This is a genomic window from Anaerobacillus sp. ABA4_114 (genome assembly GCF_056159065.1).
In genome coordinates this window covers 747,940-773,403 of sequence record NZ_JBSWUM010000002.1, presented here as the reverse complement: position 1 = coordinate 773,403, position 25,464 = coordinate 747,940, and the positions used below count along the sequence as shown (strand labels likewise).

Genomic DNA, 25,464 nt, shown 5'->3' with positions numbered 1-25,464 from the left:
TGTAACCGGAAGCCTTGGTAAATTCGTTTATCCTGTCGTACATCAAATCACCGATATTATTATCACCTGATAGGAGAGATACCACTTCATCAGGGTTTTCACTTATCATATCGTCCAATTTCGTTTCATCGAAGGTTATAGTTCCATCTTTCATTTCACCGTCTATGCTGACTCCTATGTCAAACAGGTGTAAAGTTGAAGATGTATCTGACATTAACACATTCGCCAATGTCCTTTTAGCTCTATTAATCAATGACTCTCCTTGCAAGTTAGACCCTTCTGAAGTCATCTGATTTATGTTCATTATGACGTTATTGTAATTATCTACAAATGTTTGGAGCTTCTCCTTTATTAAATCATTGTTTTGATTTATATCGAATTCAATGTCGGATGTCGTCTCTTCTGTCAACTCAATAGAGACACCCTCTATTGCATCTTTAATCACATTAGAAGCACTCGACCCGCTAATACCCTCTATTGTATATTGAGCATCTTTTGCTTGTTGAGTCTCATTCTTTATTGAACCATCTGGATTTAGTATTCCAAGATTCTCTAGGATTCCTACATTACCAGAATCAACCGTAACAGACACTGGACCTGTAGTAACTTCTTTTAATTCAACTTCAACACCGTTAATATCATTCGAAGTATTGTCAGAACTGTTATATGCAACACCGTCTATCGTATAGGAAGCATCCTGTGCAGATGATGTTTGATTAGAAAACGCTCCCCCGCCATCAATGAGACCTATCTCGTTAAAAACTGAGTTACTTTTCGTAGTAGAAGTCGTAGTATCCGTCAATGAAAAGCCATTACCTGCTCCTATGTCCCCTTTTAATGACAATTTTCCAGACTCGATAGAAGCTTCCACCCCTAGTGTAGAACTCGCATTAATTTTATCCACAATGTCAGTCAAACCATCTGATTCAGCAAGAGTAAATGTTTCTCCGTTCATTGTAAAACTACCAGAATACCCTAATGAGGCAGTAGTATCAGTGACATTGTTAGATTCTACTATTTGCGAAGAAGCTAATTGAGAAATCTCTAAATTGTAGGTATTGTTTCCAGGATCAGGACTACCAGTAATCGAAGCAGTTAACTTCGACTCATCGGAAGAAACTACACGGCTTCCTCCTGCAGAATCCGTGAATGTCATCTCATTAGTCACACCCGTTTTATCAGATGATAAAACCAAAGTATCACTAACAACTACCGCATTCGCGCCGTACTCTCCTTTGTTTATCTCTTGAGCAATCATAGATAGACTCATATCACTAGTAACTTTTAAATCAGTTCCGTTTATTTGGAAGGTCCCATCATACCCCAAAGGCGAAGATGAGTCGCTCACGGTAGACCCCAGAATTTTTTGTTCTTGAGCAACTTGTTGTATTGATAAAGAATACTTCCCATCAATAGCAGAGCCGGTAGCAGATATATCTGCAAACCCTTCTTCAGACAAATCAACTGACTTATCCTCTAGATTCACATCTCTTAGATCGTCAGCTGCAGTAACTATCTTACCTAGCGTAGATTCAAAGGCGTTCCATCCTTTTAGCTCTTGTTGTATTTGTTGCATCCTTTGTTGGTAAGGATAGTTTCTCATCTGCATAACTTGCATTTCCATATCAATTAAGTCTTGCGTGTTAATCATTCCTCCACCAAGACCCCATACTTGTTGACTATTACCATAAGTAGTCATCGACGTATTATCGAATAAAGCCATATAAATCCCCCCTCACTAAAAGGTATTTTGAAAATCTTTGTTAATAAAGATAATCCCCTTTAAAATAATTTCTTACATGTAGTTTAATATGGTGTTTTCCATCATTTTTAAGCTGGATTGAATTGTAGCTTGATACAACCGCTGTGTTTTAGCATAATCAGATGCTACTTTTGCGAAATCCGCGTCATCAGTCTTCTGACGTTTTTCTTTCAAATCAACCTTTGTTTGCTCGTATGATTCATTAATCATATCTAGCGTTTTTAGCCTTACTCCAATATCTGATCGCTTGTCAATTACTGAGTTCATATCTGTCTCAAGTTGTGACAGTGCGTTTCCTATATCTGTAGAAGTACCTGTTCTTATTTGATCTCTTAGGTTAATTAAGCTATCTAATGTGCCTTGGAATGTAGTGTTACCTATTTCAGATACTTGCATATCCATCTGTGAAGATACCTTCATAGATATGGCATTTCCATCTCCGTTATATGTAGCTGTAGTACCGTCAAAAGTATAGGCTGGAGTATTTGTTTGTTCTCCACTAAAAACGTATCGATTTAAATGAGTAGTATTAGCTTGTTCAACAACTTGATCAATGGATCGGTCAACTAAATCTCCAAATACTTTCTTATCCGAAGCACTATAAGTACCATTTTTCGCTTTCATACCCTGCTCTTTAGCGGTCATCATAATATCAATAGTTGTCCCTAGTACATTCTCAGACACTTCTAAGAAACTCTTTGAATCACTTAGGTTCCCTTGATATTGCTCAATATTATTTTGCGTATTGGATATTAGCATTGAGCGGTTCACTCTGACTGGTGCATCACTTACCTTCTGATAATTTTTCCCTGACGAAAGTTGAAACTGTTGTTCACTCATTTGCCTTTGTATATTCGATAAATATGTCTTTGTCAAATCAAATCTTTCATATCCAGATATCCTCATAAATTCCCCTCCTTTTAAACCATGCTCATCATTACATCATTCATTTTGGTTATTGAAGAAACCATTTTAGCGTTAGCCTGATAGAATTGTTGGTAATTAAGCATGTTCGTCATTTCTTCATCAATGTTCACACCTTGAATCGCTTCCTTCTGAATATTTATCCCTCTAAGGACGTTTGTATGAACATCTTCATTATCACGAACTACATTTAACTCAGTAGCCATATCTACTATGTTTCCTTGATAAAAACTAATAGGATCAGCGGTCCCACCACTTAAAAACTGTTTATTCTCTAGATCTCTCATCGCCTTCCCGATGTCACTATTCCCTGGTGCAGTAGATACGTTAGCTAACGCAATCTTCTCATTGTTGTTCTTTAGAAGCGCATTGACCTCAATACTTCTATAGTCCACCCCTTGAAAGAAGTTTACTCCTGTCGTTCCGTCTAACCCAAATCCAGTGTTATGTAATGTGTTCACTTCATTGATTAGACCCTTCACAAGCACATCAAGTTTACCCTCATGTTTCTGTATTACTCCATTACGCACTTCTAAATACCCTGCCATTGAACCTTTATCAATTTTTAATTCAACATCCGATGCTGAAAGCAGCCATTCTTGTTTTGTTGGAAGAAACCATCCCTTTATCTCTTTAGAATGTTTACCTGAAACAACTGTTGCTCCACCGACTTTTATATCAATCTCACCAGACCTATCACTAGTAGTTACTTTTACATCTACAAAGTTTGATAATTGGTTGATATACCTGTCCCGTTCATCTAGAAGAGCATTAGGATTATCTGTGGTATAGGAGGAAATCTTTTCATTTACACTAGCAATACTCCTAATTAACTCGTTAACCGTCATCAAATCTTTTTCAATCTTTACATCTGTCTGTTTCTTGACCTCTTCAATCTCATCTCCCATTGAGTTCAACTTATGCGTTAAACGCTCTGCCGTACCTAATAACGAACTTCTATAAGAAGCCTCCTGAGGAAACTTACTCGACTCTTCCCAAGCGTTAAAGAACCCTTGCAATTGATCAGAAACAGAATTCTCTGCGGTTTCATCATAAATCGACTCTAAGTTTGTGAGAACTTCTCTAAGACCTTTGAAATAACCTACCTGACTCATTTCGTTCCTTGATTGTTGAATCAGCATGTCATCCTTTAACCTAGTAATTTGTTCCGTAACAACTCCAGTCCCCAACTCTGCTTTTATACCTTGTCCAGCAGGGACACTATTTACGGCTATTTCAGCCCTCTGTCTTGCATATCCCTCAGTATTAATATTTGAAATGTTATTTTGAGCTACCCTTATTAATTTTTGAGCACTCATTAGACCAGATAAAGACGTATTAAATTCTAATCCCATTATTTAAGAACCCACCTATAAGGTGCGTTCCTCCCCCCCTTCAAAATTTACTTATATATCTTCATTGATGAAATAACTACTGCCGCCACTTTTCTTATTTTCCTTCTCCGCTAATTCCATAGCGACCTCTATTTCTGTTTGAGTAATACCCATCATGATCTTCGCGAAATGAGCATTCTCTTGTAATACTTTGTTTAATTTTCTTTGCGATTCTAATAGCATGTTTCTAATTAGTTTTAGCTTCTCAGCAGATTCCTCATCTATGTGTTTTGATAGAGTAGTAATCAGTTCACCTTTAGGTATCTCACCATTGTCAAAGATTCTTCTTTCTTCACAAACATCTTTTAAAATTTTTGAAAGGTTTTTTTGCGAATAACGCAATCTAAAATCTGCTTCTTTTTCTTTTTTATGAATAATTTCCAACCTATCAAAATTATTTTTCTTAAGAATTTCAAATTTTTCTTCGGAAATTTCTATCAAAGTTTCATACTTATCATTCACCTCATGAAATTGATTCAACAGTTTATTTATCACTACTTCTCACTCCAAGCATTTTAAAAACAACATCTTTTCCGGTGACATTCCATTCCCCAGCTTCTTCAAGTTGACGCACCCTTTCGATTTTGTCCATTTGGAAGGGCTCTTCCTTACTCATGATGATATCCGTTAAGGTTTTTAATTCTAATGAATCCTTTTTAATGATTACATTGTCATCATATCTTTCTCCGTTAGCTATGTTCGATTCTGGTTTTTGAACAACCTTCTTCTGTTTGTTAGCGTTATTCAAGTTAGCCAATTCTAAATTTTGATGATTTTCAACCCTCATGTCTTATTCCTCCTATTATGTATAGATTAAATTAAACGTAAAACTCAAGAACCAATCCATGGATCTCTCCCGCTTTCCGTAACACTTCCAAGTGACCAAAGTTCTCTTCTAACATTTCACTCGTTAGTTCATTTAAGGTTTCATCAACAGCTTTTACTACTGAAACTTTTTTCTTATTCCCTCTATTATCTCTTACCTCATGATCTTCAAGATACATTTCATTCTTTGTGTAGTAATCCAGAAATTCTTTTACACCTTTCTTAAACTCTCTTAAGTTTTCTGTAGTGGTGTCAGTTTCTAAAAGATGCTTTAGTCTTTCAATACCATCAATCATTTGATTTATCTTAACCTTGTTATTTTCAGTGCTTTCATTTCTATTTAACAACTGCTCAAACCCAACATCTTTACTAATTTTATTATTGGTGTTCTTAATACTCATGTTAATTAGTTCTGGTCTAGTACCTTGAGATACCCCTTTTATCTCCAATAATTTCACCCCTCGTAAAACGTTATTGATACGACTTATATAGTCACAATACACTGATATATTTCTTGTCATCCTTCCCCTTCCCTTGTTTTATGTTCCATCAGAATTACACAGTGTATAAAAAAAGATAGTAGGGCTAAATAACCCTTACTACCTTTACTCTTTAGAGAATGCTCCCCAAACCGATTTCAATACATCCATTGCGTTATCCCACGCCTCTTCGATTATTGAAATTTTTTCATCTTGGGAACTAGAAAATAAACTATTCAATTGTTCTTTCCATGCATCCACTCCCCACAAGTCATACTGCTGTAAGACGTCTTTAAAGAAGAATATATCTTTGAAGTCATAATTCACAAATACATAAAGCGCCATAAGGAATAAAAGTGAATATTTAACCAAAGGCATAGCTTGTGCAATATGCATAACACTGAAGTAAGTTATTAACGCTATTGCCAATATGATAAAGAAGTAGTTTTTCTCCGTAACAAAACTAAAATGACTTGATAAGAACTCTAAGGTAAGGATGCCATTCCATGTCCTGAATGAAAATAACAGAAAGATAAGCCATAATGCTTGAGTAGCTACTACAGCTACCATTGTAGCTACCAATATGTACGCAGCAATTTGAACCAATATCATGACACCACCAACTTTCTTCGAAATAATACCACGCATTCAGAAAATGTCCATTAAAAAAAGAGCTCGCATTATCTGCGAGTCTCTTAGGCAAACAAGGCTAGTATTTCGTCTACGTCGACGTCCTCTTCTGGATCAGTGGTACACAGTAAGTGTTCAAACTCATTAGATAACACGTTGACTGTGGTGTGATTACCTCCAGCAAATATAAGAGCCTCCCCTTTTTGAGCAGTTTTCAGTAAACTCTCTTCATTAGGTGATAAACCAAACATCTTAGATACATCCGCTATATCGTTATGATGTTGTTTCAACAAGACTTGCATACTGGTATTACCTATAATCTTGTCTCCCTCTTCCGTCATAAAATCTCGTGGTTGCTGACTTATTAAGGTCAACCCCGCGCGAAATTTACGACAAGTTTTTGAGAGTCTTAATAGATATTCATTAGTAGCTTTATTGCGCATCAACATCCATGCCTCGTCGACAACGATCATTCTTTTCTTTTTGTCACCGGATTTTATCTTATTCCAAATAAATTCTAACGTAATAAACATAGCTAGTGAAGCAAGTTCAGCCTCCATATCTTTAATACCAAACACTAGGAAATTACTATTAGGGTTTACGTTTGTCTCACCATTGAATAAATTTAGGAACCCTGATATATAAGGGTCTAACTCTTCTGCAATGCTAACCCCTTCATCACCATGACTTCTAAGGGCTATATTCAAATCATCTAGTGTAGGCATAGTCTTTTTAGAACCTTTGAGTGTGAACGTATCTCCATCATCGAATCGTTCTTCTACTATACTTTTCTTATCCCTTGTTATCCCGAATTTCTTATATGTATCTTCAATGGCTTGGAAAACTATTTTCCTTTCTTTTGGCTCAAGCTTCCTTTCACCCAACATAACTTGAATAATTGAATAAACATCTAATATTTTTTGAGTCAAGAAATCTCGTCCATCTTCCTCAGCATCAGAGTATTCAATATCCAAAGGATTGATTCGATCAGGACTGGAAGAAGACAAATCTATATATTGCCCACCCATTGCTTTAGCAAGTTTGGAATATTCATTTTGAGGATCTAAAATTATTACCTCTGTACCCATAGATAAATATCTTATACTTTCAAGTTTGACGAAATATGATTTCCCCGAACCAGACGAGGCTACTACCACGGAATTATAATTATTGAAACTAAACCTATCAAACAAAACCAAAGAACCATTGATATCGTTTAATCCGTAGAGAATAGGTACACCAGAAGTAGAAGTCAGCTCCGCAGATACAATTGGGAAACATGTAGCTAAACTAGACGAATCAAAATTTCGTTTGAAGCGTAATCGATTATCGCCTATTGGCAAAACACTATTAAACCCTTTATGGTGTTCAAACATTGCGTGACGGGTTATTAAGTTTAAACTCCCGCACAATGTCTCTATTTCATCTGATACAAAATTTAATTCTTCTAATGTTTTTCCAGCAATATTTATGTAAATAGATTGATAGAATAGCTTCTCTTGACCTTTATGTAGTTTATCTCTTAAGTTTTCAGCGTCACCTAAAGCCGTATTAATCGATATGTCCGTTTGTTTCCCTTTTTCATCGTTCATATTAATAGTAGAATTATACTCACCAATTTTCCTGTTTAACATTTTTATGACCTTTGGCGTTGGCAAAGGCTCTATATGACTTGAAATATCAATATTAGCCCCGAATGAATATAACTGGTTTAACCATCCTATACTCGCCGTTCTTGGATATCCCGTTATAACAATAGTTCTATAAAACCGATTCCCAACTTTAATATGGTTTTCACCGTTTTCCATAGCATCTGGAGCAATCAAATCATTAACTCTCATAGTCCCTCGTTCGACCATATCTTTCATCCGCTTATCATATTCGTGTCCGTTATTTGTGAAATTATTTATACCCATTTATTCATCCCCTCCTTCTCTCTTCACATAAAGAGTCGTATAATCAGATGGATCTTTACCTCTTAAAGACTGCTTAACCGAACGATCCTTGTTATAACTCGTTTGGAACAAATCTAAGAGATCTTCATCACCCAGGATATATGGGTTAACACCAAATCTTCTAAATGCGTTATCAACCATTTTCCCTCTTTGGTATAGCTGTTTCCTTGCCCTTTCGAAGTTTGCTTCTTCTTGAGCAATTGCATTTTCTTCTTTAGTACCGCCCTTTTCTTTCTTTTTCTTTTTAGCCTTATCGTTTTCTCGATTCTTATTTTTCTCTCTGTGTTCATCAAAGGGAACTACAAAGAATATTTTTTTCGTTAGTACAGAACTATCTTTTACAAGTTCAGATATATACTCTTGATACATCTCTAATTGCTTTACTATAAACGGGTTTTTTGTCCCTACAATTTGTTTATCTATCTTGTCTATGTATTCAGAAACATCTACTACTCTTGATTGCTGCAAGTATTGAAATGGGAAATCAATTGAATTCAATACCCTTGCGTATTGTTGAAGGATGACTTCTTTTTGCTCATCTCCCATAAGATCGATGTTAACGCTTGGAATTTCTATAAGTATTCGATATCCTCCGCGTTTCAACTTAACAATTCCATGCCTTATGTATTCAATGGGCAACTGGTCTTGTGTCGTAGGGACAAACTTTTCTCCCTCTTTTCCTTCACTATTTTTTAATTTTTTTATCAGATAATATATACCAAATCCTACTCCCACAATTAGAAGTAAAAGGAATATTCCTAACACTACCGTCATCTAAATTCGCCCCCTTTGTTAATCAATCATAAATAAGCTTTCTTCTTCTTCATCCTCATAAAAGTCATCATTAATATTGTCTGCGCGGTAAATCAATCGTTTGGGCATAGCCCTATACATGAGGTAAATCAATAAAAATTCGTATACAGGTATGTCATGAACTTTTTTAAAAACTAGTATCGCTGTTAATACAAGAATTGGAATGCTAATAGAAAAACTGACTACAAGCGACATTGAACTAGATAATAGTAATAAAGACACCAACACACCTAAGGCAGCTATCGAAATTTGAGGAATAGTAAAACCGCCTATCGTATCAGCTTGGTTAACTTCTTTTGGGATAATATACTCTCCATACATAAAAGCACTCTCCTTTCAGATAGAAAGAAAGAGAATGTGGTAGAAACACTCGTACTGAGTGTCCTGTTCACATTCTCCCCGAAAAAATTATTAGGCTCCTGCGCCCGAAGCACTTAAGAAGAACCTTAGAATTACAAATGCAGATAGAGAAATGAAGATACCAATACCTGCCGATATAATCATTAGCTTAGCTTGCTCCATTTGTCGTTGATCCCCACCGCTAGTAATATATCTAAATCCTGCGAACACTATGAACACCACCGCAACGGCAAGTACCAAGCCTGAGAAAATTTTTGCGAAGTCGTATATCTTCCCAGTAATACTGTTTAGGTGAGTATTTGACCTTGTATCAGCATCTGTAATCACATTACCCTCAGGTAATCCTTCTTCAGCCATTACTGTGTTGTTAAAGATATCTATATCAACTGGTAAGCTATTGAAAGTAAATGCCAGTGCGAACACAAAAGCAAAACTAGCCAGAATTTTTGTCAGTTTATTCATGCATATCCCTCCTTCTATTTTGGTAAATATTACCAGATAAAAATGTAAATGCAATAAAATACACTATCTTTTCTTTCGGGGAATCGGCATTGAGATGGAGAGTTACCTCTGCACTTCCAATACCTCGACCGAAATATAGTTCTGAATCGGTAAATGTCAATTTTTTTGACAAAATAAAAAAAGGCGCACAACGCGCCTTAAAAAAATCAAAAATTATCTACAAAAAGATTGAAAAATAATATTTTAGAGCTAGTATTTCTCCAGAGAGGTGAATGCCATGAAAGTTATTTTAGCTACAGGTCTTCCTAATCTGGATAAAGCGATTAAAAAGAAAATAGAAAATATTAGTTTTGTGGGAGAAGCACTTTATCGTGAAGCTTTAGAAGGAATGGTGGAGAGAAAAAATCCAGATGTAGTTTTGCTATCAAATATTTTAGAAAGTCCGACCATGTCTAACAAAGAGCTGATCCTTCGATTAAGAAGAAATCACTCTGATGTTAGAATCATCTTCCTTATGAAAGAAGACGATCCTTCTTTGAAATCATTTTTATACAAGCTTTCAATCTATGATGTTTTTATCGAGAGTTTCAAAACTAAAGAGTTAGAAACTTCACTTCTAGAAGGAAAACAATTTTCTGACGTAGCTGATGAGTTTGAAATCCTAACCACCTATGAGAAAGTTAGCGAAGATTTTGGTGACGAAGAAGTTGATGAAGAGAATCTCACCAAAATAGATGATGATTACCACCAATTAAACAACGCACCTAACTCTCAACGATCCAAAGAACTTTATCAACAAATCGTTTCAAGTTGGTCCGTCCTCGACCAGTCAGGAAAAACCTTTCAACTCGTAAATACCTCATTAATGTTAGCTTCTAATCAGGATTTAAAAGTATTATTATTAGATTTCAACATTGAAAACCCAAATATTCATTTGCAGTTCGGATTTACCGATCCAGACGGCAACCATAACCTCGGAGCGGTTATAGATGATTTCCAAAATGGAAAAGAGATCAATGAGGATACATTTGAAGATTATTTGATTGAACACCCCGCATACAAAAACCTATACATCCTACCAGGGTATATTTTAAAGATGGCTAATCCGGATACCGATGTCGTATCAACAGTATTTGATAGACTTATTTCGCTATCTGAATCAAAAAACTTTTCAACGGTCTTAGTAGACATGGGAAGTGGATTAAGAGATGCGAGCACAATCCACATATTAAAGAAAGCTACTAAGATTCTAATGCCTATAACAGAGTCTCCTGGTCAGCTATTTGCTGTTAGAAGATGTTTCGATAAAGAAGTCGGTCTGTATGTCACAAATTTCATAGACCGAAAAAAATTAATCCCCACCATAAATCAATCTGCAAATGATGATACATCTGTTCGCTTTAAAGGAGCATTAAATGCAATATTAGATGTAAGCTCGGTTATTTGTACTTTCCATAATAAAAACAAGATTAGAAAGAGTATATTAACCGGAAGCCCATTACTTAAAGGCAAACCAGATGACGATATGTACTATAATTTTGTTGTAATCTCAAATGAAATACATAAAAACATTTTCCATGTACCTGAACGGAAAACAGAAACTAAAATTAATAAAAACAATAAGGGGTTACTCGGTAACATCTTTAAAAAATGATACAAAATTTAAAAAAAAACAGCCCACATGGGCTGTTTTTATTAACTACAACTTAGCTACCAAATCATGTATTTCCATCATTCGTACGATGAATTTATTCTCCATTTTCTTTTTGGTTGCATCAACTAAGAAGTTCAATGCTCTTAACCTTACTTCGTCCAACAATTCGTTCCTATTTTCTCCTTTGGCTCTGTGAACCCTTTGTCCAGCCTCTAGGTCCATAATGGGTATCATATAGACCTTATTAAAGTGAGACACCATTTCGTTTGTTAAGAAAGCGGATGGATTAAATATCTTCACCTTCCCCGCTTGACCCAAGACATATAAATTCTCACTCAAGTCCGGATCTTTTATCAGTTCTTCTTCGATTTCAATAGCCCCTACTACTTCCTGAACCAAGACACCAAAATCTACACCGTTTTTTTTCATTACAATTATTCTAGATTTTGTGGTCGGCTCATGTTGATCAAACGACAACATAGCTACTGGATCTACAACTGGCAACGCCTTATTCTCATATTCCATAACGTTTATTTTCTTATTGTTGGTACGCACCATGCTCCCTAACTCCGCAATATACTGCACATCTCCTACATTGAGCGCACATGTATCTCCTTGAAGAGTGAAGACTATATAATTATCCTTCATATAAACACCCCTCAACTAGATTCCGCCCCCCACCATCAATCCCTTCGTTCAGAATAAGAAAAGATAACTACTTCTACCGAATCTTCGTCACTATGCCTTTACGTCAACCAAAAAAACATGCCCCTTTAGATAATTTCATCTAAAGGGGCATAACGGTACATCTTTTTTAAACGGTACGACTTTATTCTAAAGCTACACAATTGTACTCGACATTTATTTTACAAACCGCATTTCAATTGTGAATTACAGTTAGAACAAGTGTTGCACCCTCCAATATCCTTAACCTCTCCTTTGCGACAGACAGGACATGTATTACCTACTTCATTACCTATTGTAACTTCTGTAGAGCCTAGTTCGGAAATCGTATCAATAATCACAACTTTGCGTTCAGAATTCACTTCTTCTTTTTCTAATGTGTCATTATCATCAAAGCTGTTTTCCTCTTCTTTTAGACTGAGAACTTGAGCATCGCGAGAACCATCTACATAAACGGTTCCTCCCTTTGCTCCACCCTTGTATAGTCTTTCGTAAACAGACTGGACTTGGTCAACCCTATAACCTTTTGGAGCATTTACCGTTTTAGATAAAGAGCTGTCTACCCATTTTTGTATGATATTCTGAACATCCGCGTGTTCTTCAGGTTTTAATTCCATTGAAGTAACAAACCAATCTGGCAAGTTTTCCTCACTGGCTTCAGGATTAGAATTTAGATATTCTTGAACAATGTCCGCCTTAACCTCAATGAACTTACCAAGTCGTCCACTTCTAAAATAACTAAATGCAAAGTATGGTTCCAATCCTGTTGATACACCTACCATAGTGCCGGTACTACCTGTTGGAGCAACAGTGAGTAGATGAGAGTTTCTAATACCTTTTTCTAGAATGCTCTCCCTAATATCCTCAGGCATTCCTTTCATATAACCAGAGTTGATAAATGATTTTCTTAACTCCGCAGTCTCTTCATCTGTTCTACCAATCAAGAAAGGGAAACTTCCTTTTTCTTCAGCTAACTCGACAGAAGTTCGATAAGCTGTTGTAGCAATGGTTTCAAAAATTTGATCGATTAACTCATTTCCTTCTTCGGAACCATATCTTGTTTCGGTGTATATTAAAAGATCATGCAACCCCATTACACCCAAACCAACTCGTCTTTCTCCAAGAGCTTGCTTTTTATTTTCCTCTAGGAAATAAGGCGTAGCATCAATAACATTATCCTGCATTCTAACGCCTGTTCTAACAGTCTCTTTCAGCTTTTCGAAATCCACTGTTTTGTTCTCCCTATCTGCCATTTCAGCTAGGTTAACCGCAGCTAAGTTACATACGGAGTACGGCGCGAGCGGCTGTTCACCACAAGGATTTGTCGCAACAACCTTCTGACCATAAGCTTGAGCGTTTGTTTTATCGTTGGCGTTATCAATAAAGAAGATCCCAGGCTCTGCTGAGTATGTGGCACAAATGTTAATTAAGTCCCACAGATCTTTCGCCTTGATAGTTTGATAAGTCCTGACTTTATAACCAAGTCTTTCCCATTCTCTTACGTCTCCGATTTCGCTCCATTTTCTATTATAGTCTTCCATTTCCTTCTTGGAGTAACTTTCGACATCTGGGAACTTAAGGTCATAATAACCATCGTTTTCAACTGCATCCATAAATTCTTTAGTCAAACAAACAGATATGTTAGCGCCTGATAAGAAATCAGGGTTTAGTACATCATACGTACCGCCAACTTTAAGCTTCATTTCAGCGTCCTTAGTTGTTTGGCGATCGAATTCCTTTTCTGTTCCTTTTAGTGCAACAATTTGCTCAAACATAATCTTCTCAGGATTTGAAAGAGGTTTGAACATCAATTTTTCCTTTGCTAATTGTCGAATTGTTTCGTTAGATGTATTCTCAACTAGATAACGAAGAATCCTCGGGTTTTGCATCTTAGAAATGATGAATTGAAATATGTCAGGGTGCCATGAATTTAACATGATCATCTGCGCCCCTCTCCTTGAGCCGCCCATCTCGATTAAATGTGTTAATTTCGCTATATCATCTAACCATGAAACAGACCCAGAAGATTTACCATTTACACCTCTTGCTAGTGTATTAGTCGGTCGTAGTGTTGAGCCATTTGTTCCAACACCCCCACCACGAGACATAATCTCCATAACCTCTTTCCTGTGTACCGAAATCCCCTCTCTGGAATCTTGCATAAAAGGCATCACGTAACAATTAAAATACGTTACATCGGTTTCAGACCCAGCTCCATATAGAACTCGACCTGCAGGTATGAAGTTTAAATTAACTAATTCGTTATAGAAACGTCGATTACTTCCCTCTCTTTTGCTACCATCTTTCTCGACAGAAGCAAGACCAGTAGCATTTCGCAGTGCTATCTGTTCGTAGAAGAGTTCTAAAGGCTTATCAACCACATCAATTGAACGGACAATAACTCCAGATTTTCTCTCCTCATCATCTCCTATTGAGCTAACATAGTTTTCAGAGACTTTTATTGTGACTAGCTTATTATGTAAATCTATTTTTTGAACAAATCCAGTTCCGCGTGCTGGAAACTTTGTATCTTGTTTGACAGTAACTACTACAAAATCCCCTTCACCTAATGTTTCCTTCTTCGTATCTTTAAATGCGTACCTATCCAACATAACCAGACGACTAACATTCTTATGTGTTATCTCCATATCAGAAGTTATAGGATGAACCTGACGAAACTTTGAGATATCCTTATTTAATTTATCTATATTAATACCATTTTCTAAATTTGACATAATGCAAATCCCTCCCTATTAAAAAAACTCCTTCGAATTATATCACAAAAATATAGTAAAATTATATATTTTATTGTAAAAATGATATACCTTAAGGAAATATAAATACCTTTTTAGGATTATTTAATTGGAGGTGATTTTTTGAAATATGAATTACTTAACTTAGTTGAGCTACTATTAACCGTTTATTTCTACATTCTCTTAGGACGTTTTGCTATCAACTTCTTTAGCAGCAAAATTAAAGACCATACATTATCAAAATGGATTTATAAAGCAACAGATTTTATTGTTAACCCATTAAAAGCTAAGCTTCCAGATAAAACATATAAAAACTATAAAATTGAAATTTCTACTTTGCTGCTAATTATTTTTTACAATCTATTGCAAACGGTTATACGATATATCCTAGAAATAGTCTTAGTATAGAAAGCATTGATTGCTTTCTTTTTTTTGTCCTTAACTTTGACTTTCCTAAGTTAATATCTATATTTCTTTCTTGTGAGAGGGGGACCTGTATGCTTGAACACCATCTATTTACTGACTTGTTTGGATTTTCATACTTAACCGTTTATATGATAAGGACTCTTTATCTCAACTTAATAGATTCACTTTTGAGCATTTATTTCTATATCCTTTTAGGGCGGTTTGTTTTTAACTTAACCAGTACCACATTTATTAATAATTTTATTTTGATTATTGCTAACAAAACAACAGACCCTTTTATAAACCCTTTAAAAACGATGTTTCCCGATAAATCCTTTAAAAACTTCAATATAGAGTTTTCCACACTATTAATAATTATCTCTTACAATCCCGTCCATACAATAATCCAATTTATACTAGAGAAATCTTTAGCATAGAAAGCAGCAACACCACTTTCTTTTTTTGGTCTTAAAATTGACTTTTTGAGGTTCTTAGCTATATTCCCTCATGTGAAAGGGGGATCCATATGAACAATTATGTTCTTTTAACTGCTTTTGCTGTGATTTCTTACATGACCTTATATTTATTATGGGTTCTTTACCAAAACCACTTGATCAGAAAGCAGTCTAAAACAGGCGTCTTACTTCAAGTTACGCTTGAAAAAGATTCCGATGTTAAACCAGAATATCTTGAACAAATGTGGAATAACTTCCACGGTTTGCTTTTACCTTGGTACAAACGTTTGCTTAGAGCTCAACCCTATATCAGCTTTGAAATAAAATCCCAAAATATATTAAACAAAGGGAAAAAGACCAAGGAGATTACCTTTAATTTCTGGGTTCCTGAAGACTACTCTGACTTGGTAAGTGAGCGAATTAGTGCCACGTATCCAAATGCCCAAATCACTCGAATTTCCCAAGAAGATGACTATGTTCCTCACGAACTCGATACTGACAGAGAACTTGAGACAGCAGAAATTGGTTTACGTTCTGATAGCGCGTTTTCAATCAAAACATTCGACAACTATGATTCTGACCCACTTAACTCAATAACCTCTTCTCTATCCGGTCTCAAAGAACATGAAATAGGGATAATACAATTAGTCGTTAGACCGGTATCATCCAAGTGGAACCGAAGAGCTTCAAGAGTCCTTTCTAAATACGAAAGAACAGGAAGCAAACCTAGTAAACTTCCAGAATGGACTAACTTGTTCGGAAAATTTTTTGGGTTATTCTTCAAAGTTTTTGATAGCATTCTAAGCGGTTTGTTTGGCTCAAACCCTGAGATAAACATTCCAAAACATACAAAATCAAGTGAAGAATCACAACAACAGAAAGCTATGTTAGAAAAAGTGAGCCGACCGAATTTTGCTTTCCAGATGAGGTTATTAGTAGGTTCTCCATACGGATCTGCAAATGCAAAACAAAGGATTAGAAACATTTCCTCTGGACTAAGAGAACTTGATGGTCCTCATAATAGCTTCAAAAGAGAGTTGATTATCAATAAAGGGCGTACATATAGAAGAATAAAAAATCGGTACCTTAGTTATGTAAATAACGATGACGTATTGAGTAGTTTTGAACTTGCTGGATTCGCTCATCTACCAAATAAAACTAGTAAAACTCCTGGATACAAACACATCCAAAGTAAGAGGTCAGAAATACCACAGGATGTATCATCGGAAAACGCCTTCGCAGTAGGAATCGACAATCAAAATAATAGAAGAATGATAGGTTTAGACGAAAAAGCTAGAATGCGTCATGTATATTGCTCGGGTATGACAGGAGTCGGTAAATCGACACTCCTTGAGAACATGATCCTGAATGATATAAATTCGGGAAAAGGTGCAGTTGTAATTGATCCTCACGGAGAATTGTGCGATGTCATCCTTGAGAAGATGGACCCGAAAAGACAAGACGTATTTGTCCTCGATCCTTCTTCTATTGGGCACCCTTTCGGCATGAATCTACTAGAAGTTAATTCAGATGACCCAGAACAAAGAGAAATGGAAAAAGTGTTAGTAATAGATGCATATATTACTGCCATGAAAAGAGTATTTGGCGAATCTAGTATTGGCGCTAACACCGATGATATCTTCAGAATGAGTTGCTCCGCTATACTAGATCATCCAGATGGTGGAGGATTATTAGAAATGCTACTAATGATAGTAAGCGACCCGTTCAGACAGAGAATTATCCCATTTATACAGGACCCTATTGTTAAAAACTATTGGGATACCGTTTTCCCTGCCCTAAATGGAGATGCGAAATTCGCCTCTCAAAATTTAAATGCTCCCTTGAATAAGATCCGAAGGTTTATAGCTAACGGCGTTGTCGCCAACATAATCTGCCAAAAGAAAAGCACTATAAACGTTGCTGAAGCAATAAACAACGGAGCGGTAATCCTAGCAAGATTTAGTCGAGGGGACGTCGGTTTCGAGAATTCGGCGCTCCTAGGAACCATGCTAATCAGCAAAATCCAGATTGCGGCAATGCAACGCGTTAACGTGCCACCAGAGCAAAGGGTAGCTACGTATTTGTACGTTGACGAGTTCCAGAATTTCGTGGGTAGACTGATTGCCCCTTTATGCGGCGACGCATATCGAACAACTCCTTTAATTCAGGGGAACTCTCAAACTGATGAGACAATCCTGAGCCAAGCCTGTTAAAGGACAGGAAGGTGCAACGACTATGGCGGAAGCCAGTACACTCAAGCGAGTGGAAACAGGGAGCTCTGATTTTTCAGATGATGATATAGTCTCAACATCACAGGGAACTGTGAGCAGCTCTATAGGGAGCGGAACCAACCTAGCGAGTCGGTTTGAAGATTAAGGATCAAGGAGGAGCTAAATCCTTCGCCGAAATTCTGTCTGAAGCAAGAAAATATAAATTAGGACTTATCATAGCCCATCAGTTCTTGGCTCAATTAAGTCAGACCGGTTCAAATTTTTTGTCCGAGGCGATTTTCAACAATTGTGGTACAACCATTACATTTAGATCCGGAGCTACCGATGCCCAATTCTTTGAGAAAATGTACTACGACAAAGATACTGACAAAGGGTACAAAGCCAACGATATTGCTAACCTAGACAAATTTGAAATTGTACTTAGAATTATGACAAAATCAGGGTTACAAAGTAACCCATTTACCGCGAAGACATTACCCCCTTTCCCTGAAAGCGAAAAGGCAAATGGAGAACTAGTAAAGGAACGATCACGGCAGTTAATTACTATTCCAAGAGAAATTATCCGTAAAAGTATAAATGATAGAATGGCTTTTGACACTTTAGAAGACGCCGATTAAACCAAAAAACCAAAAGGCAGCTATTTAAGCTAATCGCCTTTTGGTTTTGGTTTTTTTTCACTATAACCTTTCCCTCTCAATTCATTAACAAGATTATAGATTGTTTTTTTCTTGCGTATGTAAAAATCAGTTTTAGGTTTGAACTTCCGCCTTTTGCTCCCATATAGGCAGTTCAATGTGTACTTACACATTCCGCACACTGATTCCTTCTCACCATTTATATTAAACTTATGCTCTTTTGAATATCGACCTTCACAATCCACGTTTTGATACACGATCTCTTTTTTAAGAGCTCCACTTTCTAAAAGTTCAACCTTTTGGTTCTTAAAAACTTCCCTAATAACGATTCCATTATCCGTCCTTGTTGTGAAAAAACCTTCAGGGATTGCAATTGGAAGTTCCTCTGCTTGTATAACGATTTTATTATCCTCAAAAGTAAAACACTTTTCCTTTACTTGTATCATCAACACCCCCGTTTCATTTTTATTTTATATATATTTCTAGGAACCCTGTTTGTCACAAAATATATAATTGTAATTTCTACCACTAATTTCTTTAAAAAAGAGGGGTGTAATTTATTTGGGTGTACTGAGTGTATGAATCCAAATCCTAAGGGGGAATTTTAAAATGCATCATAAATTAGTTAAACCTAATTTTAAAAGTGATAAACAAACTGTTTTTAGTCACAAGTACCGTCTTAAAGATGTTAATTCAATCAAACTATCTTCATTCACAATTCTGGGCGGTTGGGACTACGTCCAACTCTCAAAAACTGATAAATTAATGTACGTGCTTCGAGGCACAGGATCTATGAGAAGCCCTAATCGTCATTTGGGTTTAGCAAAGGGTACTTCATTTGAAGCTCCTTGCGACCAAGAAATCAAGATCAGCGGTCAAGTGGAATATCTTTGCGTAGAACCAAAAGACGAAGGAACTATCGGTCTAAAAGAGGAGCACCATAATGGAACTTGGAAGAACTTAGACTCTTCAAAAGATGGACTTCTATTCATTACTGAAGGTCTTGGCTATGCAAGAGATGGTAAAAAAACATTCCGTCTGGAATACGGCAATTTTCTAGAAATTAAAGAGGGATCAACATTTGAGTTAAACGGAAACTTAAAATACCTACATTTTACTAAATAAAACACCAAGGGGCTATCCCTTGGTGTTTTTTTAAGGACTTTTTTTATTTGAATCAAATCATACTACCGCTATCCATAAAGGAGGGGTTTTGTGTCAAATCTTAAAGATATGCCACTAAATGATTTAATAGAATTAGCTAAACAAGATGCTGACCATCCAGCTTGTGAAATAATAATTAATAAGTTCAAAGGCATCGTCCATGGCATTGTTAATAAAAAGGACTACTTTTTACCAAACGGCGACCGAGACGATTTAATTCAAGAAGGCATTTGGGGAATCTGGAAAGCTATACGTGATTTCGATGTTAGTAAAGGAGAATTCGAGGGGTTTGTGAAAATCTGTGTCACTCGACAACTTATTTCTGCTATAAAAACGGCTACAAGAAAGTATAACCGACCTCTTAATCGTAGAGTTTCTTTAGATACTAGTTTACCGGATAACGATAACCTGACTATGATGGATATATTCGGAGCTTTAAACGATGTACAGGATTCTATGGACTTCGAATCACTCCCCCCTGCCACACAATTAATATTGGAAGAAACACAGGCTTTCTATGAAAGTAAAATTGATTCTAAGTTGAGCAAAACAGAAAAAGAAATCTTCGCATTGTACGTCGACTCAAATTCATATAAAGAAATTATGGATATCCTAGGCATTGAAAATAACAAGCAAATTGACAATGCTATTCAAAGAGTCAAAAGAAAAATTAAAGAAATCAAATTAACAGAAGAGACTAAACTACGAACAAAAATTAACTAACCCGCAGCTAGCGGGTTTTTTTGGTAAGCAATTCCTTGCACCATTTATAACCAGTTAGATATACTAATAACTAGAAAAATTAAAAACATATGATTTTTTATTTTATTATTAAGAAAGGAGCGGTTTCTATGAACAGATCTGATTTGGAACTTCTATGGAGCGCTTTTGAGAATGAGACAGTTGAAAAACAGTATTTTTTCTATCAAAATACAAGTGGTAATTGGACTGGTGACCAAATCACATCTGGAAACTCTGAGAATACCGCCAGTTTGATCGACGATTTCGTATTGGAATCAATTACAAAACTTAAAGAATTAAATATAAATAACGTTATTATTGCACATAACCATCCGAATGGTACTCCGGAACCATCTATTCAAGATATTAACCAGGAAAAATATTTAACATCTCTCTTACGGTTATCCGGTATTGAAGTACAAGATTATATGATTTTTTCTAAAAAAGGATACGTTAGTTTCAAAGAAAATGAACGACTTTCTAATTATCAAAGTTATTTTTCTTCTGTAAATAAGATTGTAGAGGAATTGCCCCCTATCTCCCTACAAACAATAAATGATTTGCACGATCAAGAAACAGAAATAAGAGAATTATTAGACTGTCATGGAGAAATTTGCTCCACGTCTACTTCACTATTTACATCTGAGCACCTATCGTCAACGTTGCTATTAAAAAATTCTCCCGATGTTGAAGGGAAAAGTATATTTTTCTTTAAAAAACAGTACATTGAGGGAAACATTCAACGTATTAAGGATATTTATGAAGTTTTTGAGCCAATTGAAATATACCAAGTTGATGACGAAAGTTTTTTCCCTCTAGTATTAAATGGAGTAATATAAATAACTATATGTATTTGAAAGGGGGAAGCCTGCTTACATTATAAAGTAGGTGTTATCATGAAAAATTACGAATCAACCTCTAAAACCGAGGAAAAGATCACAAATGTTAAAAGAGAAATTCATGAGTCCGGCATAATGCCATGGATAGGATATATTGGTAGAGTGGTAAATCCCACTAGATTATATAAATCTTTGGATGAGATCTTGGAAATCGCTAAAGAAGATATGAAAGAAGCAAATGATATTGTTTTGAATAAAAACACTATGTATGAAGAAGCTGAAAGAGTGACGAAAGAAATGCTTCGCGAAGCAGAATTAAGATTAGAAGAACAAGATGTAGTAAAGGAAGCTACAAACTATGCCACTGATATTATTAACGATTCCCACGAAAAAGCAGCAAATACTCTAAAAGAAGCCGAAGAAATTAGAGATGAATTGATTTCAGACGCGGAGACAATTCGCGAAAGACTATTAACAGAAGCATATACAGATATAAGCAAGATGTTTGAAGAAGCTCATAAACTATCCAATTCCCAAACAAGTGAACTTTCTGCAAACCTCGCTTCAATGAAAGAGTTTATGGATAGAGAGATACTACAAAAGTATAAAGCCTCATAATTTTTGATTTAAAGTAAAGATAGTAAGGATAATTGATCCTTACTATCTTTTTATATTTCAATAAAATTAAGTATAAAAATTGAATTTTATCAAATCTGTTGTAGTATGCCTCAAAAGGAGGTCTACTAATGGACTATATTAAACATATCCTTAAAAAAGAAGATGTTTCTCTTGAATCATTAGATATCTATAAAAATCTCTTTGAAATGCTAAGCAACCAACAAGAGATAAAAAATGTTTCGAAACGAGCATTATCAAATCTAGATTTAGAAGGTGAAGTATCTTTAATTCAACTAAAAGATAACAAATACGTAGTTACGGGGAATCTTGGAGATCTCAAGAAAATAGATGAATATCTTGAGGATCGAAAAATTCTAAAGCATGTTGGTGAAACCAAGAAACCTTACTTTGAACATAGTTTAGACAATAGTAATGAAAATTTTCACGCTGTCCTACCTATTGTCTCTAAAGATGAACTTCTAGGATTTCTTATCATCCATAAAAAACAAGAAATAAACAGCTGGGATAAAATTGCACTACTCTTACACTTCTCAGCGTTCATGTTTAAATATTATAACCTCATATCCGTTAACAAAGAGTTTAGTGTAAAAGATACTGTCACCACACTTTATAATTATAGATACTTCCAAGACCTATTAAGTTTAGAAATTGACAAGGCAGACCGATACAATGAACCACTCTCCTTGCTAATGGTAAACATTAAGAATTTCAGAAAAATAAATGAGGTCTTGGGTTTTCAGGGAGGAGATGAAGTATTAAGACAAGTAGGTAATTGGATACTCTCCTCTACTCGCCGTTCTGATATGCCGGTCCGATTAGACGCAGATCACTTCGCTATTCTAATGAGCAAAACGAATGTCGAAGGTGCACAAAAGGCACTAGATCGTATTTTATTTAAATCTCAAAAATATACCGTTACTGCAAACGATAGAGATTTCAAGGTTAGACTTCATGGAACGATTACTCCATATAATAGAAACACCCATCGTGACGATTTTTTAGAATCAGCAAAGAACACGTTAAAAAGCAAATGATACCTCATTTGCTTTTTTTATCTGTCTTCCAAGCCCCTTTTACCTGTAGGTATCACAACACTACTTTCAGTTTTTTACAAATGAAGTTTAAAGTTATATAATATTATTAAAACATATGTTTTGTTGTTTTTTAGTCAAAGGTTAGCATATAGATTATGAAAATAAGCTACATGAGGAGGATATTCGTTGATAAAAGACAAGAAGTTCGAACATGAGTACAAGAAACTAGATGATAACGTCAAAACATGGCTCAAAGAAATTGGGAACATCCCCTTATTGTCTTATCCAGAAGAAGTTGAACTCGCCAAGAGAATTGAAAACGGAGATGAAGACGCTAAGGATGAATTGACAGAAGCAAATCTTCGCCTTGTAGTGAACGTAGCAAAGAAATACATAAATAGAGGGGTAGACTTCTTAGATTTAATACAAGAGGGAAACACCGGTTTAATGAAATCCGTTGAAAAGTTCGATTACACAAGAGGTTATAAATTCAGCACCTACGCCACTTGGTGGATTAGACAAGCAATATCCCGTTCGGTCCAAGATTCTGGTAGAACGATTAGAATACCAGTCCATATGATTGAAATCGTTAACAAAGTGCTTAAAACTCAAAGAAACCTCTTACAAGAAACAGGGAATGAACCTACTCCAAGCCAAATTGCAAAAGCGCTGGATATGAACCCTCTTCAAGTATCTGAAACTCTAAAAATCGCACAAGAAGCTATTTCATTGGACACTCCAATCGGCGAAGGGATAGATTTCACAATAGGAGACCTAGTCGAAGAAGAAACGATGATCTCCCCTACAGATAAAATAAATTTAGACCTTCTTGACGAGGAAATAAGCGATGCTCTTTCTACCCTCTCAGAAAGAGAGGAGGGCGTTATTAGGCTCCGCTTCGGGCTTACTCACGATAATAGGAGAAAGACTCTAGAAGAAATCGGAGATTTTTATGGTGTAACTAGAGAAAGAATTAGGCAAATTGAAACAAAAGCAATAAATAAACTAAGCAATGTAAATCGGAGCAAGCGCCTTTCAATATTCTACAACGAGATGATTTAAAAAAAGAACGACCGCGAGGTCGTTCTTTTGTATATTAGGCTGTCTTCTTTTTTTCTTGATCATATAGAAGTTTCATATTTTGTGTTCTTACAAATTCTTCAGTAATGGTAATTTTGCTAATATCCCAAGAAGGCGCTTCGAACATTACATCTTGGAGCAAATTTTCTACTATACTACGAAGACCTCTGGCACCTGTCTTCCTCTCTATAGCCATATCAGCAATAGTTTCTAAAGAATCGTAAGTGAATTCCAGTTCAATATCATCGAGTTCGAACAATTTTTGGTATTGTTTGATGAGCGCATTTTTAGGTTCATTTAATATTTCTACAAGTTGATTTTTATCCAAAGGTTCTAACCCTGTCAGAACAGGAAGTCTACCGATCAGTTCTGGAATTAAACCGAATTTCAAAATGTCCTCTTGGGTGATTTCTTGATACAATTTCTTTGCGTCTACTTCAGCAACTTTGGATTCTCCACCAAAACCAATTGTCTTCTTCCCTTTTCTTCGTTGAACAATTTGTTCTATTCCATCAAACGCACCACTAACAATGAACAGGATGTTTCGTGTGTTTACTTTTATCGTTTCCTGGTTCGGATGCTTTCTTCCACCTTCTGGAGGAACAGAAGCTTCCGTACCTTCTACAATTTTCAATAGTGCTTGTTGTACACCTTCTCCACTAACATCTCTGGAAATTGAAGGATTTTCTGATTTTCTTGCAATCTTATCAATCTCATCGATGAAAATGATTCCTTTTTCAGCTTTACCGATATCATACTCTGCTTTCCTTACAAGATTGAGGATTAACGATTCAACATCATCCCCAACATAACCCGCTTCAGTAACAGTTGTCGCATCAACAATAGCGAACGGAACATCCAATGCTTTTGCCAACGTTTTCGCTAACAACGTTTTACCTGAACCTGTAGGTCCTATTAAAGCTACGTTAGATTTATCAAGTTCAATATCATCCGTCTTAGCATTATTATTAACATTTAATCTTTTGAAATGATTATATGCTGCAACCGCCAAACTCTTCTTAGCATTCTCTTGACCAATTACATACTGATCAAGTACCTCTGTTATTTCGTTTGGCTTAAGAAGTTCTTTGTCATCTTCTTCATTTGTATTATCATACAACTCTTCTACTACATCATTACAAACCTCTATACATTGATCACAAATATATACATCAGGTCCCGCAACTAATTTTCTAACCTCATCTTGATTCTTTTTACAAAATGAACATTTCAAACCTTGATTTTCACCCATAATTAAATTTCCTCCCGCTATCCATACATATTATTTATATTTTTATAATTTATATATTTTATTAAATTCCTATTTTGTCCATTCTACCATCTTATAGTACGTCTTTTAAAGCATCCACTCTCTAAATCTTCCCACTTTGCACCCATACGTGGCTGAAAGGTTTCTCTCCCCTTCTCTAAAACATTTTTTCTGTTTAAATGCAGCATCGTTTTGATAAATTCTTCTTTTCCAATTATTCGATGTGATATTTTTTCTTCCCTCATGTTACCACCTCTTTTTGAAAGGTTCACTAAA

General features: G+C 35.7%; 28 protein-coding genes. 12 read left to right on the top strand and 16 right to left on the bottom strand.

Annotated features, from left to right (window positions below; all coding sequences use genetic code 11):
• The 11 genes from fliD to ACXAEY_RS25715 form a co-directional block, all read right to left on the bottom strand.
• On the bottom strand, positions 1-1,723 hold a 1,723-nt coding region (gene fliD / locus ACXAEY_RS25765), incomplete at its 3' end, for a flagellar filament capping protein FliD (protein WP_474816507.1).
• Between the two features lie 72 nt (positions 1,724-1,795).
• Positions 1,796-2,668: a flagellar hook-associated protein FlgL gene (gene flgL, locus ACXAEY_RS25760; protein WP_474816505.1), complete on the bottom strand. Its 873-nt coding sequence runs from the start codon at positions 2,666-2,668 to the stop codon at positions 1,796-1,798.
• A gap of 14 nt (positions 2,669-2,682) precedes the next feature.
• Complete coding sequence (gene flgK, locus ACXAEY_RS25755; protein ID WP_474816504.1) at positions 2,683-4,041, bottom strand: flagellar hook-associated protein FlgK; 1,359 nt, start codon at positions 4,039-4,041, stop codon at positions 2,683-2,685.
• A gap of 51 nt (positions 4,042-4,092) precedes the next feature.
• Positions 4,093-4,575 carry a hypothetical protein gene (locus ACXAEY_RS25750; RefSeq protein WP_474816502.1) on the bottom strand — a complete coding sequence of 161 codons (483 nt, stop codon included), beginning with the start codon at positions 4,573-4,575 and terminating at the stop codon, positions 4,093-4,095.
• A complete protein-coding gene (locus ACXAEY_RS25745; RefSeq protein WP_474816501.1) occupies positions 4,565-4,867 on the bottom strand; it encodes a hypothetical protein in 303 nt (100 codons plus the stop codon). The genes ACXAEY_RS25750 and ACXAEY_RS25745 overlap by 11 nt, the downstream gene beginning before the upstream one ends.
• A gap of 31 nt (positions 4,868-4,898) precedes the next feature.
• Positions 4,899-5,354, bottom strand: a complete 456-nt coding sequence (locus ACXAEY_RS25740) for a DUF327 family protein (RefSeq protein ID WP_474816499.1) — start codon at positions 5,352-5,354, stop codon at positions 4,899-4,901.
• 156 nt (positions 5,355-5,510) lie between these two features.
• On the bottom strand, positions 5,511-6,032 hold the full coding sequence (locus tag ACXAEY_RS25735) for a hypothetical protein (protein ID WP_474816498.1): 522 nt from the start codon (positions 6,030-6,032) through the stop codon (positions 5,511-5,513).
• A 47-nt stretch (positions 6,033-6,079) separates the two neighbouring features.
• Positions 6,080-7,930 (bottom strand): VirB4-like conjugal transfer ATPase, CD1110 family, encoded by a 1,851-nt coding sequence (locus ACXAEY_RS25730; RefSeq protein WP_474816496.1) that lies wholly within the window; start codon positions 7,928-7,930, stop codon positions 6,080-6,082.
• A complete protein-coding gene (locus tag ACXAEY_RS25725; RefSeq protein ID WP_474816494.1) occupies positions 7,931-8,743 on the bottom strand; it encodes a hypothetical protein in 813 nt (270 codons plus the stop codon).
• 18 nt (positions 8,744-8,761) lie between these two features.
• Complete coding sequence (locus tag ACXAEY_RS25720) at positions 8,762-9,103, bottom strand: PrgI family mobile element protein (protein ID WP_474816492.1); 342 nt, start codon at positions 9,101-9,103, stop codon at positions 8,762-8,764.
• Positions 9,104-9,193: 90 nt separating this feature from the next.
• Complete coding sequence (locus ACXAEY_RS25715; RefSeq protein WP_474816490.1) at positions 9,194-9,604, bottom strand: pilin; 411 nt, start codon at positions 9,602-9,604, stop codon at positions 9,194-9,196.
• Between the two features lie 277 nt (positions 9,605-9,881).
• Between ACXAEY_RS25715 and ACXAEY_RS25710 the strand changes: the two genes are divergently transcribed.
• Entirely contained in the window at positions 9,882-11,258 is a 1,377-nt protein-coding gene (locus ACXAEY_RS25710; RefSeq protein ID WP_474816488.1) for a hypothetical protein, read from the top strand.
• A 45-nt stretch (positions 11,259-11,303) separates the two neighbouring features.
• Here the strand turns inward: ACXAEY_RS25710 and ACXAEY_RS25705 are convergent, their stop codons facing one another.
• Positions 11,304-11,906: a chemotaxis protein CheW gene (locus ACXAEY_RS25705; RefSeq protein ID WP_474816486.1), complete on the bottom strand. Its 603-nt coding sequence runs from the start codon at positions 11,904-11,906 to the stop codon at positions 11,304-11,306.
• A gap of 218 nt (positions 11,907-12,124) precedes the next feature.
• Positions 12,125-14,677 (bottom strand): vitamin B12-dependent ribonucleotide reductase, encoded by a 2,553-nt coding sequence (locus tag ACXAEY_RS25700; protein WP_474816484.1) that lies wholly within the window; start codon positions 14,675-14,677, stop codon positions 12,125-12,127.
• A 141-nt stretch (positions 14,678-14,818) separates the two neighbouring features.
• Here ACXAEY_RS25700 and ACXAEY_RS25695 point away from each other — a divergent pair, with 141 nt between their 5' ends.
• The 5 genes from ACXAEY_RS25695 to ACXAEY_RS25675 all read left to right on the top strand — a co-directional run bounded on the left by ACXAEY_RS25695 (position 14,819) and on the right by ACXAEY_RS25675 (position 18,403).
• A complete protein-coding gene (locus tag ACXAEY_RS25695) occupies positions 14,819-15,103 on the top strand; it encodes a YggT family protein (protein ID WP_474816482.1) in 285 nt (94 codons plus the stop codon).
• Between the two features lie 89 nt (positions 15,104-15,192).
• Positions 15,193-15,537, top strand: a complete 345-nt coding sequence (locus tag ACXAEY_RS25690) for a YggT family protein (protein ID WP_474816481.1) — start codon at positions 15,193-15,195, stop codon at positions 15,535-15,537.
• A gap of 89 nt (positions 15,538-15,626) precedes the next feature.
• Complete coding sequence (locus ACXAEY_RS25685) at positions 15,627-17,768, top strand: DUF8128 domain-containing protein (protein ID WP_474816479.1); 2,142 nt, start codon at positions 15,627-15,629, stop codon at positions 17,766-17,768.
• A gap of 22 nt (positions 17,769-17,790) precedes the next feature.
• Positions 17,791-17,931 (top strand): hypothetical protein, encoded by a 141-nt coding sequence (locus ACXAEY_RS25680; RefSeq protein WP_474816477.1) that lies wholly within the window; start codon positions 17,791-17,793, stop codon positions 17,929-17,931.
• On the top strand, positions 17,921-18,403 hold the full coding sequence (locus ACXAEY_RS25675) for a hypothetical protein (protein ID WP_474816475.1): 483 nt from the start codon (positions 17,921-17,923) through the stop codon (positions 18,401-18,403). The genes ACXAEY_RS25680 and ACXAEY_RS25675 overlap by 11 nt, the downstream gene beginning before the upstream one ends.
• Positions 18,404-18,432: 29 nt before the next feature.
• Here ACXAEY_RS25675 and ACXAEY_RS25670 read toward each other — a convergent pair whose 3' ends face one another.
• On the bottom strand, positions 18,433-18,867 hold the full coding sequence (locus tag ACXAEY_RS25670) for a hypothetical protein (protein WP_474816473.1): 435 nt from the start codon (positions 18,865-18,867) through the stop codon (positions 18,433-18,435).
• Positions 18,868-19,030: 163 nt separating this feature from the next.
• Here ACXAEY_RS25670 and ACXAEY_RS25665 point away from each other — a divergent pair, with 163 nt between their 5' ends.
• The 6 genes from ACXAEY_RS25665 to ACXAEY_RS25640 all read left to right on the top strand — a co-directional run bounded on the left by ACXAEY_RS25665 (position 19,031) and on the right by ACXAEY_RS25640 (position 23,900).
• Positions 19,031-19,546 carry a hypothetical protein gene (locus ACXAEY_RS25665; protein WP_474816471.1) on the top strand — a complete coding sequence of 172 codons (516 nt, stop codon included), beginning with the start codon at positions 19,031-19,033 and terminating at the stop codon, positions 19,544-19,546.
• A gap of 90 nt (positions 19,547-19,636) precedes the next feature.
• Positions 19,637-20,308, top strand: a complete 672-nt coding sequence (locus ACXAEY_RS25660) for a sigma-70 family RNA polymerase sigma factor (RefSeq protein WP_474816469.1) — start codon at positions 19,637-19,639, stop codon at positions 20,306-20,308.
• A gap of 128 nt (positions 20,309-20,436) precedes the next feature.
• Positions 20,437-21,165, top strand: coding sequence for a JAB domain-containing protein (locus ACXAEY_RS25655; protein WP_474816468.1), 729 nt, complete (start codon positions 20,437-20,439; stop codon positions 21,163-21,165).
• Between the two features lie 57 nt (positions 21,166-21,222).
• Positions 21,223-21,783: an ATP synthase subunit B family protein gene (locus tag ACXAEY_RS25650; RefSeq protein WP_474816466.1), complete on the top strand. Its 561-nt coding sequence runs from the start codon at positions 21,223-21,225 to the stop codon at positions 21,781-21,783.
• Positions 21,784-21,911: 128 nt separating this feature from the next.
• Positions 21,912-22,838 carry a diguanylate cyclase domain-containing protein gene (locus ACXAEY_RS25645; protein ID WP_474816464.1) on the top strand — a complete coding sequence of 309 codons (927 nt, stop codon included), beginning with the start codon at positions 21,912-21,914 and terminating at the stop codon, positions 22,836-22,838.
• Between the two features lie 186 nt (positions 22,839-23,024).
• The gene (locus tag ACXAEY_RS25640) at positions 23,025-23,900 is read left to right on the top strand and encodes a sigma-70 family RNA polymerase sigma factor (RefSeq protein ID WP_474816462.1); all 876 of its coding nucleotides are present in this window, start codon (positions 23,025-23,027) and stop codon (positions 23,898-23,900) included.
• Positions 23,901-23,934: 34 nt separating this feature from the next.
• Here ACXAEY_RS25640 and clpX read toward each other — a convergent pair whose 3' ends face one another.
• Entirely contained in the window at positions 23,935-25,170 is a 1,236-nt protein-coding gene (clpX, locus tag ACXAEY_RS25635) for an ATP-dependent Clp protease ATP-binding subunit ClpX (RefSeq protein ID WP_474816460.1), read from the bottom strand.
• Between the two features lie 83 nt (positions 25,171-25,253).
• Positions 25,254-25,433 (bottom strand): hypothetical protein, encoded by a 180-nt coding sequence (locus ACXAEY_RS25630; RefSeq protein WP_474816458.1) that lies wholly within the window; start codon positions 25,431-25,433, stop codon positions 25,254-25,256.
• Between the last annotated feature and the right edge of the window lie 31 nt (positions 25,434-25,464).